This is a genomic window from Pseudomonas sp. TE6288 (assembly GCF_054062095.1).
The window spans coordinates 116,852-135,004 of record NZ_JBSSEW010000011.1; the positions used below are offsets into that span (position 1 = coordinate 116,852).

The window sequence follows — 18,153 nt, forward strand, 5'->3', positions numbered from 1 at the left end:
CACGGCAGAGGCATAGGCGCAGGTCATTTCTTCTTCAGGCAGTCGCTCATGAAGGTCTTGCGCTCGTCGCCCTTGAGCGCCTTGGTGGTGGCATCGGCGTTGCAGGTCTTCATCTTCTCCTGCTGGGTGGCGGCAGGCTTGGCCTTGAGGCAAGTGCTCATGAACGCCTTGCGCTCGTCGCCCTTGAGCGCCTTGGCGGTCGCGTCGGCGTTGCAGGTCTTCATCTTTTCCTGTTGCGCGGTGGCGGCGAATCCTTGCCCCGCGATCAACATGCCCAACACCAGCAGGGGTACGTGCAGCAGCTTCATGGAGTGGTCTCCTTGCCTGCGCGCCGGATGCGCGCTCGTCGCAGCTGAGTGTAGACAAGAATTTTTACATCTCTGTCCGCGCCCGCCGTCGGTACTGTTCCGGCGTGCACTGGGCCTGGCGCTGGAACATGGCGATGAAGGCCGACGCGCTGCTGTAGCCGAGGTCGAAGGCGATGGCCTGGATCGCGGTGCCCGCCTCGAGCGCCTCGATGGCGCGCAGAAAGCGCAGGCGCAAACGCCATTCGCCGAAGCTCATCCCCAGTTCACGCAGGAACTGCCGGGCCAGGGTGCGTTCGCTGACATGCACCTGCGCGGCCCAGTGGGCCAGCGGGCGGTTGTCGCCGGGCTCGCCATGCAATCCTTCAAGCACCTGGCGCAGGCTGTCGCTGCGGGCGAACGGCAGGTAGCAGGTCTGGGTCTGCGCCAGGTGCAACTGGTCCAGCAGCACCTGTGCCAGGCGCTGGTCACGCTCGTCCCGGGCGATGCGCAGGTCGCGGCGGGCGAAGTCGCCGAGGATCGCCTTGAGGATGTCGCTGATCACCAGGCTGCAGGGTTGTGCAGGCAGCCCGGCACACAAGCTGCGGTCAAGGTAGACCGAGCGGTAGACGATGGCCTGGGGGTTGTAGCAGCCATGCTCGGTATCCGGCGGCACCCACACGGCGTAGTGCGGCGGCGAGATGAAGCGCTGGCCTTCGACGTCCAGGTGCATCAGGCCATGGGACGCGTAGTTGAGCTGGCCCCAGGGGTGACGGTGCGGGGCGCTGTGGGTGTCGGCGCCGAATTCGTCGTAGCGAAAGTACACCGGGGCCGGGAGCTGGTCGAAGCGCGGAATGTCGAGGTACTTGCGGGCCATGCTGTCTGCTTCGCGGGGTCGGTTGTCTGGATGGAAGTATAGGCATGCAAGCAGACAAGCGATAATACCCGCCGTCACACCCTCCCTGCAGGACCAGGCAAGCCCGCTCCTGCAGGGGACACCCGTTACCTGAGAGTCCCAATGAACTACCTCTTCCCCCTCATCGCCATCCTCATCTGGGCCGGCAACACCGTTGTCACCAAGATGTCCGCAGGGGCCATCTTCCCGGCCGAGATCGGCTTCTACCGCTGGTTGCTGGCCGGCCTGTTGTTCACGCCGTTCCTGCTGCCCCAGGTCTGGCGCAACCGCGCGGCGATCCGCCCGCACCTGGGCAAGGTGTTCGTGCTGGGCGTGCTGGGCATGGCCATCTACCAGAGCCTGGCGTACTTCGCCGCCAGCATCACCAGCGCCACCAACATGGGCATCATCCTCTCGCTGATGCCGCTGATGTCACTGGCCCTGTCCATCGCCTGGCTGGGCCAGCGCCTGAGCTACGGCGCGCTGCTGGGCGCGATCGTGTCGTTCTTCGGCGTGCTTGAAGTCGTCTCGGCCGGGCAGCCCGGCACGCTGCTGCACCAGGGCCTGAACAGTGGCGACCTGATGATGCTGGTGGCCACCCTCGCCTATGCGCTGTACAGCTTCCTGCTGAAGAAATGGCAGCTGCGCCTGCCGCCGCTGCAATTGCTCTACCTGCAGGTGCTGGTGGCGATCCTGGTGCTGCTGCCGCTGTTTGTGCTGTCACCGAAGACCGGGCTGAACGGCCACAACCTCGGCCTGGTGCTGTATGCCGGCCTGCTGGCCTCGATGGTCGCGCCGCGAGTATGGATGCAGGCCGTGCATCGCCTGGGCCCGAGCCGCACCACGCTGTTCTTCAACCTGCTGCCGGTGGTCACGGCGGTGATCGCCGCCGTGGTGCTGGACGAGCAATTGGCCAGTTATCACCTGGTCGGCGGTTTGCTGACACTGGTCGGCGTGCTGCTGGCCGAGCGCTGGACAACGCCAGTACGGCGCACGGTCACACCCCCGCGGCCTTGAGCCGCGCGGCATGTTCGGTGAACAGCCGCACAGGCTCGGCGCCCTTGCCCACGGCGCCGAGGGACTGGTTGACGATGTCCAGGTGGTCGAGCGGATAGTCGTCGCCGATCACTTGGCCCAGGTGCGAGCTGAAACGCCCGACCATGCCGTCGCAGTGGCCCTTCTCGCGCACGAAGCTACGGGCGAACAGACGGCAGAAGCGATTGCTGCCGTCGAAGCGGTTCAACCCCTGGTCGGTACGACCCGGCTGCAAGGTGCCTGACCAGGAGTAGTAACGCACACCGTTCACCTCGGCCGGCCCCTCGCCGCCCCAGACCTCGGGCAGCCCCTGTGGATAAGCCTGGTTGAACAGCGCCACCCCGGCGCTGGTCAGCGACTGGTGCGAGGCATGCACGTCGATCGGCAGCGGATCCCGGCGCCAGCCGGTCTCCAGCCAGCCCAGCAGCACGGCGAAACCATGCAGCACGGCCTTGAGGATGCGCCCCTTGGCAGAGTCGCCCGGCGCCGTGCGTTCAAGGTGGTCGGCCAGCTCCGAGCCATGGTTGGGGCCGGCCACCGAGGTCACCGAGGCCACCCGGTCTGGCCGCTTCGCCGCCGCATAGCGGGCACTGAGTGCGCCCTGGCTGTGGCCGATCAGATTGACCTTCTCGACCCCCGTCCGCTGGCAGATGTCCTCGATGATGATCAACAGCTGCTCGCCGCGCACCTCACTGGAATGCAGCGGCGATATCTGCACCGGATATACCTGCGCGCCGCCCCGGCGCAATGCCGGGACAATGCCGAACCAGTAGGGATACAGCAGTGCCCGCACGAAACCGAGCATGCCCGGCACCAGCACCAGTGGATAACGCGTGGCCAGTTCCTGACTCATCACCCTGCCCTTTTCCATGGACGACCGGCCCACACTACAGCGTGCCCTGCGTCATTCGCAATCGAACTCCCGGCGCGCTGCGCGGTTCCAAGCAGAACAGACCCTGAGCAAGGAGCGGGACCATGTACAAGCACACCCTGGCCATCCTTCTGGCAAGCGCGACCCTCGCCGCCTGCGGCAGCCGCCCGGAAAACCCGGTGGACTACGTCACCTACCGCGACGAGCCGCTGGTCAAGCAGGTGGAGCACGGCATGACCATGCAGAAGGTCATCGCCATCGGCGGCAGCCCGTCGAATGTCAGCGACCTGCCCCACGGCGGCACCTGCAATGACTACATCCTCAACCGCGATGGCCAGCAACAGCCCTATTACGTGCGCTTCGACGCCACCGGCCATGTCGACGCCAAGGGCTTCAAGACCTGCAAGCAACGCCAGGAAGACAGCGACGCCGTCCACGGCGCATGACACCCCATGACCACCCTGATCCTTTCGGAGATGAACATGAGCGTTGAACTGACCGATGTGAAAACCCTGCGCGAACGTGCCCGCCAGCATGTCGAGCAAGGCGCGGTGACCGAGGGTTACCACGCCGATCGCGAGAAGATCCTGCGCCTGCTCAACGAGTCGCTGGCCACCGAGCTGGTCTGCGTGCTGCGCTACAAGCGTCACTACTTCATGGCCAGCGGTATCAAGGCCAGCGTCGCCGCCGAGGAGTTCCTCGAGCACGCCACCCAGGAAGCCGAGCATGCCGACAAGCTGGCCGAACGCATTGTACAGCTGGGCGGCGAGCCGGACTTCAACCCCGACAACCTGACCAAGAATTCCCATGCCCAGTACGTGGCGGGCAGTTCATTGAAGGAGATGGTGCTGGAGGATCTGGTGGCCGAACGGATCGCCATCGACAGCTACCGCGAGATCATCCAGTACATCGGCGATAAAGACCCGACCACGCGGCGCATCTTCGAAGACATCCTGGCCCAGGAAGAAGAGCACGCCGACGATATGTCGGATCTGTTGCAGGGCTTGTAGTGTTGGGGGCGCTGTGCGCCCCAATCGCCGGCAAGCCGGCTCCCACAGGCGATCGGTGATAACTGTGGGAGCGATCGGGCCGCAAAGCGGCCCTACTTCTTGGCCTTCACCGCCGCCGGCGCCTTGCCGGCGCGCATCTGCTGCAACAACGGCGTGCACTGGTTGGGCACATCGCCGCTGCTCGGCGCGATCAGCGCCAGCAACCCCGCCGCCGGCCCCGCCACCACACCCAAGGCCACCATCCCCGCACCGCGCAAAGCCAGCGGTACTGCCTGCACGCCGGCACTGGGCTTGGCAAACGGCCCGCGCACATACAACGGCGAGCGCAGCGAGAACAGCCGCAACCCTTTCGATTCCGGGGTGATCTTCAGGTCCAGTTGCTCGCTGGCGAAATTGGCCGTTCCGTTAATGTAGATGATCGCGTTCTCGGTATCGAAAACGAACAGGCGGGTGGTCGCCAGGCCCTCCTTGATGCCGACATCGGCCGCGGCACAGTTGATCTTCACTTCCTCATCGCCAAACAGCTTGCCGATCACGTAGTTGCCCACGTTGAGCCCGGCGATCTCCATCAGGCTGCGGCTGATGGCGCCATCGTTGATCAGCAGGCGCAGGTCGCCGTTGGAAGTGCCGAGTAGCGCCGCCACCGAGTTGCCCCGGCCACTGATATCGGCGTCGCCGTTGAGCTCGCCGAAGCTGGTCTGCATGGGCGCGAAGCTGGGGAACAACTGCTTGAGCTTGAAGCCCCGGGCGGTGAGCTGGGCGCGCCCCTGCATCGGCGTGCTGCGCCCGTCCAGGCGGATGTTGGAATCGAGGCTGCCCCCGGCCACGCCGAAGCGCAGCGGTTCCAGGCGCAGCAGGCCATCCTCGAGAATCACGTGGGCAGACAGGTCATTGAACGGTAGTTTCTCGCTGTGCACGATGCGCTTGCCGGCGAAGGTCACGTCGGCATCCATCGCCCGCCAGCGCTCGGTGCGGAACTCCTCTACCGGCAACACCTTGTTGGCCGGCTGCTTGCTGGCGCCGCCACGGGCCTTCTGCTCGGCGTTCGAATCGGCGCCGATCAACGGTGCCAGGTCCTTGAACAGCAGTTGATTGGAAACCAGGTTGCCGGACAGTTTCGGCCGGGGCTGGCTGGCGACGAAGGCCAGGTCGCCATGGATATCACTGTCGCCGATCTTGCCGTTGAAGCCTTCATAGCGGAAATGCGCGCCCTCGGCGGCATGCAGGTTGGCGCTCAGATGGCCGTCGGTGGCGTAGGGTGGCGTGTCGGGCAGGGTCACGCCGGTCAGCGGGTAGAGGTTGCCCAGACTGCTGCCGGACAGCTTCAGGCGCAGGTCGAGGGCGCCCAGGTTGCGGGGGTCGGTCAGGGTACCGGCAAGGGCGACATGGGTATCGCCGATGCGCACGTCGGCCTGCAGCGGGAATGGCTGGCTGGCATCCTGCAGCGCCAGCAGGCCGCCGATCTTGCCGGTGCCGGCCACCGCCTGGCCCTTGTAGCGCCCCTGGGCCTTGAAGCCGAAGGCATAGTCCTGGGCATTGCCGGCTTTCTCGGCGCGGGCCTTGCCGACGATATCGCTGAACGGGATCGGCTTGCCCAGCGGGTCGACCTGCACCTTCATGCTGGTTTTCAGGGTCTGGTCGTCGAAGCTGACATTGCCCTGGTCGAAGCCGATCGCGCCGATATCCAGCACCCACTTCGACGGCTCCTCGTGCTCATCCTTGGGCCCGAAGTCGAACACCCAGTTGGCCCGGCCATCGGCCAGGCGGGTGAGGCCGGCACTGGGCTTGACCAGGTCGATACGCGGGATGCTGATGCGCTGGACGATCAGCGGCAACGGCGCCAGGCGAAAATCCACCCGCTCCAGGCCCACCATGCGCGGCTCCTTGAGCCATTCGGGGTTGCCCAGGGTGAGGTCTTCGGCGGTGAAGTGCGGCCAGGGCACGAAGGCACGCCAGCCGCCTTCCTCGGGTTCGGTGCGCCAGTGCACCGCGAGGTTGCCGTTGATCGCGAAAGGCCGGTGCAGGGCTTCGGAGACTTTCTCGTTGAGCAGCGGCTTGACGCGGTTCCAGTCGAAGGTGGCGATCACCACCACCAGGATTGCCAACAGGGTGGCCAGGGTGGCGAAGGTCCAGACGATGATTCTGGCAGGGCGCGTCATTGCGTGATTCTCCTGACTGCATGGAAGGCGGCGCGACGATGGCACTCATTATGTCGGACTGATGAAAACCCGCCGGGTTTAATCCGCGCAGCATGATAACCAAGATTTTCCTGACGATTTTCTCAGCTTTTGGTCTACGGAGCGTGGCAGTGTTACCGGGGAATCGGCGTGCCTCAATACTCGGCGCATCTCCGAAAACATTGAGCCAGAGCGCTCCACGCACAGTATCAATGCCGTCGATTGTTACCATTATCCTGATGAACTTTTCTCTGGAGTTACCGGGCGTAGCATTGGCTCCGTACCCACTTTCCAGCCCCCCAGAGGAGCACCGAATCATGAAACGCCATCTGCTGCTGAGCCTGACCCTGTCCGTACTTGCTGCCAACGCCTTCGCCCTGCCAGCCGAAGACCAGCACCTGAGCGCCGAATCGCGCTCCAGCGCCATCACCGTCAGCCAACCGCTGAACACCCTGGCAGAAGGTGGCGCCGAGCGCCTGCAGGAACGCGCAGGCCGCGTGGCCGAAGGCGGTGCCGAACGCCTGCTCGAACGTAACAACCGTGTTGCCGAAGGTGGCTCTGATCGCCTGATCGAACGCAATGACCGTGTCGCCGAGGGTGGTTCGGATCGCCTGATCGAACGCAACGACCGTGTCGCCGAAGGTGGTTCCGATCGCCTGATCGAACGCAACGACCGTGTCGCCGAAGGTGGTTCCGATCGCCTCAACGAACGCAACGACCGCGTCGCCGAAGGTGGTTCCGATCGCCTCAACGAACGCAACAACCGTGTAGCCGAGGGTGGCTCGGATCGCCTGGTCGAACTCAGCCGTGTGAGCTGATCGCCATGGCCGAAAACAACAACCCTCCGTACGGTAGCTGCTCCCCTCCAAGCCCGGTCCATTGACCGGGCTTCGTTTTTCTATCCAGAATGCCCAGCCGTACAGTCATAGAAGCCTGCCCCATGCTGCCGCGCGCCGAACAGAAGCTACAAACCCGCCAGGCCCTGCTGGATGCCGCCTGCCTGCTCATGGAGAGCGGCCGGGGTTTCGGCAGCATCAGCCTGCGCGAGGTGGCCAAGGCCGCCGGCATCGTGCCCACCGGTTTCTACCGCCACTTCCCCGACATGGACGCTCTGGGCCTGGCCCTGGTCGCCGAGGTGGACACCACCTTCCGCCAGACCATCCGCCTGGTGCGCCACAACGAATTCGAACTGGGTGGCATCACCGATGCCTCGGTGCGTATCTTCCTCGACGTGGTCGCCGCCCACCGCGCGCAATTTCTGTTCCTCGCCCGCGAGCAGTACGGCGGCTCGCAACCGGTGCGCCAGGCCATCGCCCGCCTGCGCCAGGACATCAGCAGCGACCTGGCCACCGACCTTGCGCGCATGCCGCGCTGGCGGCACCTGGACGACGCCGCCCTGGCGGTGATGGCCGACCTGGTGGTCAAGACCGTGTTCGCCACCCTGCCCGAGCTGATCGACAGCCCCGAACCAGGCCATGCACAGGCGCTGACGGCACAGGAAAAGATCACTCAGCAGCTGCGCTTCATCTTCGTCGGTGCGCGGCACTGGCAGGGCCTGGGCAATCCCGGCTGAGATTTTCGCCCAGGCCGGATCGTGGCAGCGGCGGTGCCCCACGAACCCCTTGTCACTTCTGCTACCATGGCGCCCTGCCCGATCGTCCACGAGCGCCACCATGTCCGACCCCCGTCCCGCACTGACCCATTTCCAACAGCACTTCGCCGAGCGCATCGTGCCGCTGTGGCAAGGCCCGGGCTGGAACGCCGACATGGCCCTGCCGTACGAAGCCCTGGACACCCAGCACCGGCCACTGCCGGTGCAACGCTACCGCGCCATGGCCTGCGCCCGCCAGCTGTACCTGTTCAGCAGCCGCATCGAACAACCTGGCGCGGCCGAACGCGCCGCGGCATTGTTCCGTTCGTTGCAGAAGCACTTCCACGACGCCGAGCACGGCGGCTGGTTCTACAGCATCGACGCCCAGGGCAAGCCGCTGGACCGGCGCAAGGACCTCTACACCCACGCCTTCATCGTCTTCGCTTGCGCCCATTACCTGGGCAAGGTCGGCGAAGGGCTGGTGGAAGCCACGCTCAATGGCGCCCTCGAGGTGATCCACGAGCAGTTCGCCCGCGACGATGGCCTGTACGAGGCCAGCCTGGGTGAGGATTGGTCAGACCTGGGCAGCGGCCCGCTGCAGAACCCGCAGATGCACCTGGCCGAGGCCTTCCTGCAGGTGCTGGCCGTACGTGAGGACGACGACGTTCGCGATTCGCTGCTGCAGCTGTGCGAAGCGCTGCAGGCGCAGTTCGTCGAACCGGCCCATGGCCTGATGCTGGAGAAGCCGCGCGGGGCTGTGGATAACTGGTTCGAGCCGGGCCACCAGTTCGAATGGTTCTACCTGCTCGACACTTCCGAGTTGCTGCGCGGTACTGCGCTGCATGCCTCCATCGAGCGGGCCTTCGACTTCGCCGAACAGTGCGGCGTGAAGGATGCTGCGGTACTGGCGATGCTGGATGTGGACGGCAAGGTGATCGACGCGACACAGCGTATCTGGGCCCAGGCGGAGTACCTGCGGGCACTGGCCCTGCGGCCGGGAAGCGAGGCGCGGCTGCTGGAGCAACTCACGGCGCTGGAGTCACGCTTCCTGCATGCAGGCGGCTGGCATGAGTGCCGCGATGGCGAGGGGGCGGTGAGCCGCCATGACATGCCGTCGACCACGCCCTATCATTTGGCGACCTGCCTCGACGGTCTGCAGCGCCTGATCTGACGCTATCGCGGGGCGGTGCGCCGATGCGACTTGCCCCGCGATCATCGGCGAATCAGCCTTTCGCCGACCGGTCGATCGAGAACCCTGCCCAGTCCTGGCTCACTGGCATCAGCTCAAGGCTGTTGATATTGATATGCGCCGGCTGGTTGAGGATCCAGAAGATGGTCTCGGCGATGTCCTGCGGCTGGATCGGCTCGGCGCCAGCGTAGGTGGCGTCGTACTTGGCCTGGTCGCCGCCGAAACGCACCAGCGAGAACTCGCTTTCGCACAGCCCCGGCTCGATGTTGCTGACCCGCACGCCAGTGCCGCGCAGGTCGCAGCGCAGGCTCAGCGAGAACTGGCCGACGAAGGCCTTGGTGCCGCCATACACATTCGCGCCCGGGTACGGGTAGTTGCCCGCCACCGAACCGACATTGAGGATCGACGCGCCGCGCCCGTGGGCGATCAGGCGCGGCAGCAACAGGCGGGTGGTGTACATCAGGCCTTTGATGTTGGTGTCGACCATGGTTTCCCAGTCGTCCAGGCTGCAGTTTTGCGCCGCATCCACACCCAGTGCCAGGCCGGCATTGTTGACCAGGCCCTGGAGCTTGTCGAAGCTCGGCGGCAGGCTGGCGATGGCGGCCTCCATGGCCTGGCGATCACGCACATCGACCACCAGCCCATGCACCTCGGTCTTGGCCGAGAGTTCTTGGCACAGCGCATCCAGGCGCTCCTTGCGGCGACCGGTGAGCACCAGCTTCCAGCCAGCATCGGCGAAACGGCGGGCGGTGGCCTCACCGAAACCGGAAGTCGCGCCAGTGATGAATACGGTGGACGTCATGCTCTTCTCCTTGGGTGTGCTCGGCAGGCCTTGCAGCATGCCCGGCGCAAGCGTTGTCGACAACCGTTTCAGCCACTGGTCAAAAAACGTACAGACGCTGAAAAGCCCCGTGATTGGGGGCTTTCGTCAGGCTATGCGCATCTTATCCACAAGGCTTTCCCCACAGATTGGGGGCAACTTGTCGGTTCCAGGGAACCTTTGCTTGCTGTGGACATCTGCCCGTGATGGCGCAACGCTTTCAACCTGCCGTCTGCGGCGGTCTGTCCAAAGTTTTTTCACAGACTTATCCACAGAACTCAGATAGCTGTGGATGAACCGCGCTGCTGCTAAAAACCCTCGATAAATCATGCACAAGCAAGACCTGATCAAAAAACGAACAGATCCTTGGAGGCTGCGGTATACAAGGGCTTGAGCAAGGTGCCACCATGTTTTCCACAGGCGGTTCCACATAATCCGTGGAAAGTTTTCCAGCTGTGGAAACAATAGCTTGCGTGGGAGTTATGGAGTGCTTCGAGAAAGATATGCGACAACTTGTCCACATCTCGACTGACTTGGGTTGGGGCTGCATGGCAGCCCCCTTCGCCGGCAGGCCGGCTCCCACTCCGGTTGCATGGCCCTCAAGCCAAGCACCACCCCTGTGGGAGCCGGCTTGCCGGCGAAAGGGCCGCGCTGCGGCCCCAGTGCTGGATCAGTGCCCGCCCAGGTAGGCGTTACGCACCTCCTCGTTGACCAACAGCTCCTGCCCAGTCCCGGTCATGCGAATCTGCCCGTTGACCATCACATAGGCCCTGTCCGACAGCTTCAATGCATGGTTGGCATTTTGCTCGACCAGGAAAATGGTCATCCCGGTCTGCGCCAGCTCGCGCAGGGTCGAGAAGATCTGCTTGACCACGATCGGCGCCAGGCCCAGCGACGGCTCATCGAGCAGCAACAGCTTGGGCCGGCTCATCAGCGCCCGGGCAATCGCCAGCATCTGCTGCTCGCCCCCGGACATGGTCATGGCCCGCTGGTTGCGCCGTTCCTTGAGCCGCGGGAACAGCTCGTACATGCGCTGCATGTCCTGGTCTGCATGTTTGTCGCCGATCGGGATGGTGCCCATCATCAGGTTTTCCTCGACGCTCATGTCGGGGAACACCCGGCGCCCTTCCGGGGACTGGGCGATGCCATTGGACGCGATGTAGTGCGACGACTTGCGGGTGATGTCGGTGCCGCGATAGACGATCTGCCCAGATGCCGCGCGCGGCTGGCCGAAGATCGACATCAGCAGCGTGGACTTGCCCGCGCCGTTGGCGCCGATCAGGCTCACCGTCTCACCTTCGTTGATGTGCATCGAGACCTTCTTCAGGGCCTGGATCGGCCCATAGAACACATCCAGGTCCTTCAGCTCGAGAATGGGCGCGCTCATGTCAGTTCCTCTTCGTCGGCACCCAGGTAGGCGGCAATCACCGTCGGGTTGTGGCGGATATCCTGCGGTGATCCCTCGGCGATCACGTTGCCGTGGTCGAGCACGACGATGTGGTCGGAGATGCTCATGACCATGCCCATGTCGTGCTCGATCAGCACCACGGTGATGTCATGCTCGTCGCGCAGCACGCGGATCATGCGGCTCAGCGCTTCGGTTTCCTGGGGGTTGAGGCCGGCAGCCGGTTCGTCCAGGCAGATGATCTTCGGCCGGGTGCACATGGCCCGGGCAATCTCCAGGCGGCGCTGCTGCCCGTAGGACAGCTCACCGGCCAGGCGGTTGGCGCAGTCCACCAGGTCGACCACCTCCAGCCAGTAGAACGCATGGTCGAGGGCATCGCTCTCAGCCTTGCGATAACCCGGGGTATTGAGCACCCCGGCCAGCAGGTTGCGGTTTACCCACATGTGCTGGGCCACCAGCAGGTTCTCCACCACCGACATTTCCTTGAACAGGCGGATGTTCTGGAAGGTGCGCGCCAGCCCGGCGCGATTGACCAGGTGGGTGCCGCCGAACATCTTGTAGTACAGGCGGTTGGCGAAGCGTGCCGGCGAAACGAAGTCCGCCGCCCGGAAGCGCTCGCCGAGCAGCTGGATGACGTTGGTGTGGCTGCCGCGCACGTTCAGCTCGATCCGCCCGCCGGTGGCCTTGTAGAAACCCGTGAGGCAGTTGAACACCGTGGTCTTGCCCGCGCCATTGGGGCCGATCAGGGCGAAAATCTGGTTACGCTTGACCTGCAGGCTGACATCGCTGAGCGCCTTGATCCCACCGAACTGCATCATCAGGTTGTCTACAGACAGAATGACTTCGTCGCTCATGGCGCCACTCCTTTACGCGGGACCACGCCGGTACGGCTGATGCGGATCAGCCCCCGCGGTCGCCAGATCATCATCAGCACCATCAGCACGCCGAACAGCAGCACACGGTATTCGGAGAAGCTGCGCAGCAGCTCCGGCGCCACGGTCAGCACGAACGCCGCGATCACCACGCCCACGGTCGAGCCCATGCCGCCGAGCACGACGATGGCGAGGATCAGCGCGGACTCGAAGAAGGTGAACGACGATGGGTTGACGAAGCCCTGGTAGGTGGCAAAGAACACCCCGGCAAGGCCTGCGGTGGACGCGCCGAGGGTGAACGCGGAAAGCTTGACCAGTACGTGGTTCAGGCCCATCGAGCGGCAGGCGATCTCGTCCTCGCGCAAGGCTTCCCAGGCGCGGCCCACCGGCATGCGGGTCAGCCGGTGCTTGACGTAGAGCACCGCCAGCACCACCAGGAACAGCACCGCGTAGATGAACACGAACTTGAGGTTGGCGTTGTATTCGAAGCCGAAGAACTCGTGGATCGGCACCCCGCCATCCTTGGCCCGGCGGCCGAACTCCAGACCCAGGAAGGTCGGCGACGGCGCCGGCATGCCGTTGGGGCCGCCGGTGAACGACAGCCAGTTGTTCAACACCAGGCGGATGATCTCACCGAAGCCGAGGGTGACGATGGCCAGGTAGTCGCCATGCATGCGCAACACCGGAAAGCCGAGGATGCACCCCGCCAGCGCCGCGGCGATGGCCGCCAGTGGCAGCACGCTCCAGAAGCCCAGGCCCAGGTATTGATAGCCCAGCGCCAGGCCGTAGGCACCGATGGCGTAGAACGCCACATAGCCCAGATCAAGCAGGCCGGCCAGACCGACCACGATGTTCAGGCCCAGCCCCAGCAACACATATATCAGGCCGAGGATGACCACGGTCAGCAGGTACTTGTTGGCAAAGATCGGGAACACGATGGCGATAACGATCAGCGCCGGGATGATGTAGCGCAGGCGCGACTTGTAGTTCGGCGCCAGCACATGCACGCCCGAGCCGCCGCTGTCGAAGCCCTGAAGCATGCGTTGGCCGGTCGGCGTTTGCAGGAACAGGCTGAGGATGAATCGCCCGACCATCACGCCGCCGACCAGCCAGGCGACGCGGGCGGGTTCGGCGTTGAACGTGTAGCCATCGAGCACCACGCCGACGACGGGGCCGAAGACGATAAGGGCCAGCAGGCCGGCGACGAGGGTCTCCAGCAGGCTGCGTTTAAGGTCGAAACCCTTGGTTTGCGAAGCAGGGGCAGTATTGGCAGCGGACATGTTCACACCTTAGCCACGAGCGGGCGACCCAGCAGGCCTTGGGGACGGAAGATGAGGATCATCACCAGCAGCGAGAAGCTGAACACGTCCTTGTAGTCGGAGTTGATCAGGCCGGAGAACAACGATTCGGAAATCCCCAGGATGATCCCGCCAAGCATGGCCCCCGGCAACGAGCCAATGCCGCCGAGCACCGCGGCGGTGAAGGCCTTGATACCGATGATGAAGCCGGCGTAGAAATCGAAGGTGCCGTAGTTCATGGTGATCAGCACGCCGGCCAGCGCGGCCATCACCGCACCGATGACGAACACGTAGGAGATTACCCGGTCGGTATTGATGCCCAGGATCGAGGCCATCTTGCGGTCTTGTTGCGTGGCCCGGCACATGCGCCCGAGCTTGGTGTACTTGATCACGTAGGTGAGCAGTGCCATGCCGACGAAGGCAGCCACCAGGATGAAGATCTTGGTGTAGGTCAGTTGCACGAAACCGGTGCCCACTTCGACACGCATGGCGCCTTCAAGCAGGGTCGGTACGCCTTGCTGGCGGGCACCCTGGCTGATCTGCGCGTAGTTCTGCAGGATCAGCGAAATGCCGATGGCGCTGATCAAGGGCGCGAGGCGAGTGGAGTTGCGCAGGGGTTTGTAGGCGATGCGTTCGATGGTGAAGCCGTAGACGCCGGTGACGACGATGGTGAACAACAGGGTGCCCAGCATCAGCAGCGGAAACGACTCGATACCGAAGTAGGCCAGCAATGCCAGGCTGATCGCCGCGAGGTACGCGGAGATCATGTACACCTCGCCGTGCGCGAAGTTGATCATGCCGATGATGCCATAGACCATTGTGTAGCCGATGGCGATCAGGCCATAGACCGACCCGAGGGTCAGGCCGTTGACCAGTTGCTGCAGGAAAATACCATCCATAACGCAATCTCACCTGATTGAGATTGCACGAGCGCCGACCACGCAGGGCCCGGATGCAGCGGCCCTCGCAGCGCAGAACTGTGCACATCTACTGACAAAGACAGGTACCGCGGGGCAACGGCCCGGGGCATCGCGCGCCCGGGCCGGATGCCATTGTTATTTTTGTTTTTCCAGCTGGTGGTACTTGCCGTTGGCATCCCACTGGTAGACCACGTAGTCGGAGACGGTCAGGTCGCCCTTGCTGTCCCACTTCTTCTCGCCCATGACGGTCTTGACCGGGTTGGCCTTGAGCCACTTGGCGGCGTCCTCGCCCTTGTTCGACTTGGCGCCGTTGAACGCGGCGGCCAGGGCCTGGACCGAGGCGTAGGCATACAGGGTGTAGCCTTCAGGCTCGGTGCCGTTCTTGCGGAACTCCTCGACCACCGCCTTGCTGTCGGGCAGCAGGCGCGGGTCGGCGCCGAAGGTCATGTACACGCCATTGGTGTACTGGGCGCCGCCGGCGGTGGCCACCAGTTCGTCGGTGACGATGCCGTCGTCGGACATGAATGCCACGTCCTTCAGGCCCTGCTCGCGCAGCTGGCGCACCAGAGGGCCTGCCTCCGGGTGCAGGCCGCCGAAGTAAACGACATCGGCACCTGCGGCGCGGATCTTGGTGACCACGGCGCTAAAGTCTTTCTCGCCGCGGGTCAGGCCCTCGTACAGCACCGGGGTGACGCCGCGCTTGATCAGCTGGGCCTTGGTGGCGTCGGCCAGACCCTGGCCATAGGTGTCCTTGTCGTGCAGCACCACCACCTTCTTGCCCTTGAGCACGTCGACAATGTAGTTGCCGGCAACGATGCCCTGCTGGTCGTCACGGCCGCACATGCGGAACATCGCGGACAGGCCGCGCTCGGTCACCTGCGGGTTGGTGGAGCCGGGAGTGATGGCGATCACGCCGGCCTCATCGTAAACCTCGGAAGCGGGGATGGTGTTGGAGGAGCAGAAGTGACCGACCACGCCCGCCACCTTGTCCTGGTCGACCAGGCGGTTGGCCACGGATACTGCCTGCTTCGGCTCGCAAGCGTCATCGCCCTTGACCAGCACGATCTTCTCGCCGTTGACGCCGCCGGCCTTGTTGATCACGTCGGCCGCGGCCTGCGCACCTTTCATGTACTGCTCGCCAAACGCTGCGTTGGCTCCGGTCATCGGGCCCGCGACGCCGATCTTGATGTCGGCCTGAACATACGAAGAAACACCCAGTGCGGTGGCTACAGCCAGTGCCAGGAAACCTTTCTTGTAAAACGTCTGCGACATGAGGTGGTGCTCCTAGAATATTTTTTTTGGTTGGCACTACAACTTCTCAGCCCTGTGCTCCGAGCAAGGGCCGTGCCAGTGGTTTTGTCTTCCGGGAAAACACACGACAAGGGGTGAACAGAGGCGACCGGCGGCCTTTTCTTTATTGAGCGTGCAACCGTCTGCCGCACGGCAAGTGGCACCCACACGCCTAGACAAGGAGCAACCAGCGCCCGCCATCATTGCAACCCTCGCAAGTGTTAACGTGCAACCGCGCTGTAACAGCGGACGTCACCGAACTGCACACCACTGGTGCGCGACTGCTACAGGGAGCACTGTTTGAAGGCTAGCTGGCGCACGGTAAATTACCTGTCGCGGCCATGATCGCGGGCGATGCGGGAGCAGGCTTGCCCCGCGATGTGAGCACATGCAAAAGCAAAAGGCTGGCACAATAGCCGCCATTGCCCGCTTTGGAGCTTCCCCCTGATGAGCGAGAGCGCATTCGCCGAGCGCATCGTGCACAACCTGCTCGACACCGACTTCTACAAGCTCACAATGATGCAGGGCGTCCTGCACAACTACCCGGACGCCGATGTCGAATGGGAGTTTCGCTGCCGCAACGGCGAGGACCTGCGCCCCTACCTGGGCGAGATCCGCAACCAGCTCGAGCTGCTCAGCGAGCTGACCCTGGATGACGGCCAACTGGCCTTCCTCGAGCGCATCAGCTTCCTCAAGCCGGACTTCCTGCGCTTCCTGCGCCTGTTCCGCTTCAACCTGCGCTATGTGCGCATCGGCATCGAGAACGACCAACTGTTCCTGCGCCTGAAAGGCCCATGGCTGCATGTGATCCTGTTCGAAGTGCCGCTGCTGGCCATCATCAGCGAAGTGCGCAACCGCCACCTGCACCCGCGCATGCGCCTGGCCGAAGCCCGCGACCAGCTATATGGCAAGTTCGACTGGCTGCGCGCCCACGCCAGCGACGACGAACTGGCCGAACTGCAGGTGGCCGACTTTGGCACCCGCCGGCGCTTCTCCAGCCGCGTGCAGGAAGACGTGGTGCGGGTGCTGCGCGATGAGTTCCCGGGCCGCTTCGTCGGCACCAGCAACGTCGACCTGGCATGGAAGCTGGATATCAAGCCCCTGGGCACCATGGCCCACGAATGGATCATGGCCCACCAGCAGCTAGGCCCACGGCTGATCGACAGCCAGATCGCCGCTCTGGACTGCTGGGTGCGCGAGTACCGTGGGCTGCTCGGCATCGCCCTGACCGACTGCATCACCATGGATGCCTTCCTGAAGGATTTCGACCTGTACTTCGCCAAGCTGTTCGATGGCCTGCGCCACGATTCGGGCGAGCCGGTGGCCTGGGCGGAAAAGGCCATCGCCCATTATCAGAAGCTCGGTATCGACCCGATGACCAAGACCCTGGTGTTCTCCGATGGCCTGAACCTGACCCGCTCGCTGGAAATCTTCCGTGCCTTGCGCGGGCGCATCAACGTCAGCTTTGGCATCGGTACCAACCTGACGTGCGACATCCCCGGCGTGGCACCGATGAACATCGTGCTTAAAATGACCGACTGCAACGGCTCGCCGGTGGCGAAGATCTCCGACGAAGCCGCCAAGACGCAGTGCCGTGACGAAAACTTCGTCGCTTACATGCGCCACGTATTCAAAGTCCCCAGCAAGGAGTAACCCATGCAAGCCGTTCAGCAAGAGATTGCCCGGGCGCTCAAGGTGCAGCCGCCATTCGCCGATGCTGCCGCCCTTGAGCAGGAAGTGGCCCGGCGCGTGGCGTTCATCAAGGACTGCCTGGCCAATGCCCGGCTCAAGACCCTGGTGCTGGGCATCAGTGGCGGTGTCGACTCGCTGACCGCCGCCCTGCTCGCGCAGCGCGCCATCAGCGAGCTGCGCGACGAAACCGGCGACAAGGCATATACCTTCATCGCCGTGCGCCTGCCGTACCACGTGCAGCACGACGAGCACGACGCCCAGGCCTGCCTGGAGGTGATCAAGGCCGACGAGGTGCACACCATCGACATCGCGCCAGCCGTAAAGGCCTTGGCGGCGGAGGTCGAGGAACTGGAAAACGGCTCGCCGACCCTGGTCGACTTCGTCGTTGGCAACGTCAAGGCGCGCACGCGCATGGTCGCCCAATACACCGTCGCCGGTGCCCGTGCGGGCCTGGTGATCGGCACGGATCACGCGGCCGAAGCGGTGATGGGCTTCTTCACCAAGTTCGGTGACGGGGCCTGCGACCTGGCGCCGCTGAGCGGGCTGGTGAAAAACCAGGTGCGCTCCATTGCGCGCAGCTTTGGCGCGCCGGAATCGCTGGTGGAAAAAGTACCGACCGCGGACCTCGAAGACCTCGAACCGGGCAAGCCGGACGAAGCGTCCCACGGCGTGACCTACCAGCAGATCGACGCCTTCCTGCACGGTGAGCCGGTGAGCCAGGAGGCGTTCGACATCATCGTCGCCACCTACCGCAAGACCCAGCACAAGCGCGAGCTGCCGTTCGCCCCTTGATCCGGCTATGGA

At 64.1% G+C, this 18,153-nt stretch carries 18 protein-coding genes; 8 read left to right on the plus strand and 10 right to left on the minus strand.

Going from position 1 to position 18,153, the window contains the following annotated elements:
* Window positions 1–23: 23 nt before the first annotated feature.
* Together ACVWY1_RS13325 and ACVWY1_RS13330 are read right to left on the minus strand one after the other, a co-directional pair.
* On the minus strand, window positions 24–308 hold the full coding sequence (locus tag ACVWY1_RS13325) for a PsiF family protein (RefSeq protein WP_046854024.1): 285 nt from the start codon (window positions 306–308) through the stop codon (window positions 24–26).
* Window positions 309–372: 64 nt separating this feature from the next.
* Window positions 373–1,161 (minus strand): AraC family transcriptional regulator, encoded by a 789-nt coding sequence (locus ACVWY1_RS13330; RefSeq protein ID WP_102683964.1) that lies wholly within the window; start codon window positions 1,159–1,161, stop codon window positions 373–375.
* Between the two features lie 141 nt (window positions 1,162–1,302).
* On the opposite strand from ACVWY1_RS13330, the gene ACVWY1_RS13335 reads away from it, so the two are divergent.
* Window positions 1,303–2,196 carry a DMT family transporter gene (locus ACVWY1_RS13335; protein WP_102683963.1) on the plus strand — a complete coding sequence of 298 codons (894 nt, stop codon included), beginning with the start codon at window positions 1,303–1,305 and terminating at the stop codon, window positions 2,194–2,196.
* Here the strand turns inward: ACVWY1_RS13335 and ACVWY1_RS13340 are convergent.
* Window positions 2,177–3,067, minus strand: coding sequence for a lipase family alpha/beta hydrolase (locus ACVWY1_RS13340; protein WP_102683962.1), 891 nt, complete (start codon window positions 3,065–3,067; stop codon window positions 2,177–2,179). The genes ACVWY1_RS13335 and ACVWY1_RS13340 overlap by 20 nt on opposite strands.
* A 122-nt stretch (window positions 3,068–3,189) precedes the next feature.
* On the opposite strand from ACVWY1_RS13340, the gene osmE reads away from it, so the two are divergent.
* A complete protein-coding gene (osmE, locus tag ACVWY1_RS13345) occupies window positions 3,190–3,531 on the plus strand; it encodes an osmotically-inducible lipoprotein OsmE (RefSeq protein ID WP_102683961.1) in 342 nt (113 codons plus the stop codon).
* Window positions 3,532–3,537: 6 nt separating this feature from the next.
* On the plus strand, window positions 3,538–4,095 hold the full coding sequence (locus ACVWY1_RS13350) for a ferritin-like domain-containing protein (protein WP_232968180.1): 558 nt from the start codon (window positions 3,538–3,540) through the stop codon (window positions 4,093–4,095).
* 92 nt (window positions 4,096–4,187) lie between these two features.
* Here ACVWY1_RS13350 and ACVWY1_RS13355 read toward each other — a convergent pair whose 3' ends face one another.
* On the minus strand, window positions 4,188–6,254 hold the full coding sequence (locus tag ACVWY1_RS13355) for an AsmA family protein (protein WP_457378392.1): 2,067 nt from the start codon (window positions 6,252–6,254) through the stop codon (window positions 4,188–4,190).
* A 335-nt stretch (window positions 6,255–6,589) separates the two neighbouring features.
* Here ACVWY1_RS13355 and ACVWY1_RS13360 point away from each other — a divergent pair, with 335 nt between their 5' ends.
* The 3 genes from ACVWY1_RS13360 (at window position 6,590) to ACVWY1_RS13370 (ending at window position 9,034) form a co-directional block, all read left to right on the plus strand.
* The gene (locus tag ACVWY1_RS13360) at window positions 6,590–7,090 is read left to right on the plus strand and encodes a phage infection protein (protein WP_457378393.1); all 501 of its coding nucleotides are present in this window, start codon (window positions 6,590–6,592) and stop codon (window positions 7,088–7,090) included.
* Between the two features lie 122 nt (window positions 7,091–7,212).
* Entirely contained in the window at window positions 7,213–7,845 is a 633-nt protein-coding gene (locus ACVWY1_RS13365; RefSeq protein WP_277502168.1) for a TetR family transcriptional regulator, read from the plus strand.
* 100 nt (window positions 7,846–7,945) lie between these two features.
* Window positions 7,946–9,034 (plus strand): AGE family epimerase/isomerase, encoded by a 1,089-nt coding sequence (locus ACVWY1_RS13370; RefSeq protein WP_277502169.1) that lies wholly within the window; start codon window positions 7,946–7,948, stop codon window positions 9,032–9,034.
* Between the two features lie 52 nt (window positions 9,035–9,086).
* Here ACVWY1_RS13370 and ACVWY1_RS13375 read toward each other — a convergent pair whose 3' ends face one another.
* From ACVWY1_RS13375 to ACVWY1_RS13400, 6 genes are all read right to left on the minus strand, one after another.
* On the minus strand, window positions 9,087–9,854 hold the full coding sequence (locus tag ACVWY1_RS13375; RefSeq protein ID WP_023629361.1) for an SDR family oxidoreductase: 768 nt from the start codon (window positions 9,852–9,854) through the stop codon (window positions 9,087–9,089).
* Between the two features lie 688 nt (window positions 9,855–10,542).
* Window positions 10,543–11,259: an ABC transporter ATP-binding protein gene (locus ACVWY1_RS13380; protein ID WP_102683956.1), complete on the minus strand. Its 717-nt coding sequence runs from the start codon at window positions 11,257–11,259 to the stop codon at window positions 10,543–10,545.
* The gene (locus tag ACVWY1_RS13385; RefSeq protein ID WP_031314650.1) at window positions 11,256–12,131 is read right to left on the minus strand and encodes an ABC transporter ATP-binding protein; all 876 of its coding nucleotides are present in this window, start codon (window positions 12,129–12,131) and stop codon (window positions 11,256–11,258) included. Before ACVWY1_RS13385 ends, ACVWY1_RS13380 begins: the two co-directional genes overlap by 4 nt.
* Window positions 12,128–13,429: a high-affinity branched-chain amino acid ABC transporter permease LivM gene (gene livM, locus ACVWY1_RS13390; RefSeq protein ID WP_102683955.1), complete on the minus strand. Its 1,302-nt coding sequence runs from the start codon at window positions 13,427–13,429 to the stop codon at window positions 12,128–12,130. The genes ACVWY1_RS13385 and livM overlap by 4 nt, the downstream gene beginning before the upstream one ends.
* Before the next feature lie 2 nt (window positions 13,430–13,431).
* A complete protein-coding gene (locus tag ACVWY1_RS13395; protein WP_102683954.1) occupies window positions 13,432–14,346 on the minus strand; it encodes an ABC transporter permease subunit in 915 nt (304 codons plus the stop codon).
* A gap of 156 nt (window positions 14,347–14,502) precedes the next feature.
* Window positions 14,503–15,639: a branched-chain amino acid ABC transporter substrate-binding protein gene (locus ACVWY1_RS13400; RefSeq protein ID WP_102683953.1), complete on the minus strand. Its 1,137-nt coding sequence runs from the start codon at window positions 15,637–15,639 to the stop codon at window positions 14,503–14,505.
* Window positions 15,640–16,104: 465 nt separating this feature from the next.
* Here ACVWY1_RS13400 and pncB point away from each other — a divergent pair, with 465 nt between their 5' ends.
* On the plus strand, window positions 16,105–17,310 hold the full coding sequence (gene pncB, locus ACVWY1_RS13405; RefSeq protein ID WP_277502170.1) for a nicotinate phosphoribosyltransferase: 1,206 nt from the start codon (window positions 16,105–16,107) through the stop codon (window positions 17,308–17,310).
* Window positions 17,311–17,313: 3 nt separating this feature from the next.
* Window positions 17,314–18,141, plus strand: coding sequence for an ammonia-dependent NAD(+) synthetase (gene nadE, locus ACVWY1_RS13410; RefSeq protein ID WP_277502171.1), 828 nt, complete (start codon window positions 17,314–17,316; stop codon window positions 18,139–18,141).
* Window positions 18,142–18,153 lie beyond the last annotated feature (12 nt).

Coding starts and splice junctions, on each gene's coding strand:
- ACVWY1_RS13375 (WP_023629361.1), bottom strand. CDS start 9,854: ATGACGTCCACCGTATTCATCACTGGCGCGACTTCCGGTTTCGGTGAG.
- ACVWY1_RS13380 (WP_102683956.1), bottom strand. CDS start 11,259: ATGAGCGCGCCCATTCTCGAGCTGAAGGACCTGGATGTGTTCTATGGG.
- ACVWY1_RS13355 (WP_457378392.1), bottom strand. CDS start 6,254: ATGACGCGCCCTGCCAGAATCATCGTCTGGACCTTCGCCACCCTGGCC.
- ACVWY1_RS13385 (WP_031314650.1), bottom strand. CDS start 12,131: ATGAGCGACGAAGTCATTCTGTCTGTAGACAACCTGATGATGCAGTTC.
- ACVWY1_RS13325 (WP_046854024.1), bottom strand. CDS start 308: ATGAAGCTGCTGCACGTACCCCTGCTGGTGTTGGGCATGTTGATCGCG.
- ACVWY1_RS13400 (WP_102683953.1), bottom strand. CDS start 15,639: ATGTCGCAGACGTTTTACAAGAAAGGTTTCCTGGCACTGGCTGTAGCC.
- ACVWY1_RS13365 (WP_277502168.1), top strand. CDS start 7,213: ATGCTGCCGCGCGCCGAACAGAAGCTACAAACCCGCCAGGCCCTGCTG.
- osmE (WP_102683961.1), top strand. CDS start 3,190: ATGTACAAGCACACCCTGGCCATCCTTCTGGCAAGCGCGACCCTCGCC.
- ACVWY1_RS13370 (WP_277502169.1), top strand. CDS start 7,946: ATGTCCGACCCCCGTCCCGCACTGACCCATTTCCAACAGCACTTCGCC.
- ACVWY1_RS13340 (WP_102683962.1), bottom strand. CDS start 3,067: ATGAGTCAGGAACTGGCCACGCGTTATCCACTGGTGCTGGTGCCGGGC.
- livM (WP_102683955.1), bottom strand. CDS start 13,429: ATGTCCGCTGCCAATACTGCCCCTGCTTCGCAAACCAAGGGTTTCGAC.
- ACVWY1_RS13395 (WP_102683954.1), bottom strand. CDS start 14,346: ATGGATGGTATTTTCCTGCAGCAACTGGTCAACGGCCTGACCCTCGGG.
- pncB (WP_277502170.1), top strand. CDS start 16,105: ATGAGCGAGAGCGCATTCGCCGAGCGCATCGTGCACAACCTGCTCGAC.
- ACVWY1_RS13350 (WP_232968180.1), top strand. CDS start 3,538: ATGACCACCCTGATCCTTTCGGAGATGAACATGAGCGTTGAACTGACC.
- nadE (WP_277502171.1), top strand. CDS start 17,314: ATGCAAGCCGTTCAGCAAGAGATTGCCCGGGCGCTCAAGGTGCAGCCG.
- ACVWY1_RS13330 (WP_102683964.1), bottom strand. CDS start 1,161: ATGGCCCGCAAGTACCTCGACATTCCGCGCTTCGACCAGCTCCCGGCC.
- ACVWY1_RS13360 (WP_457378393.1), top strand. CDS start 6,590: ATGAAACGCCATCTGCTGCTGAGCCTGACCCTGTCCGTACTTGCTGCC.
- ACVWY1_RS13335 (WP_102683963.1), top strand. CDS start 1,303: ATGAACTACCTCTTCCCCCTCATCGCCATCCTCATCTGGGCCGGCAAC.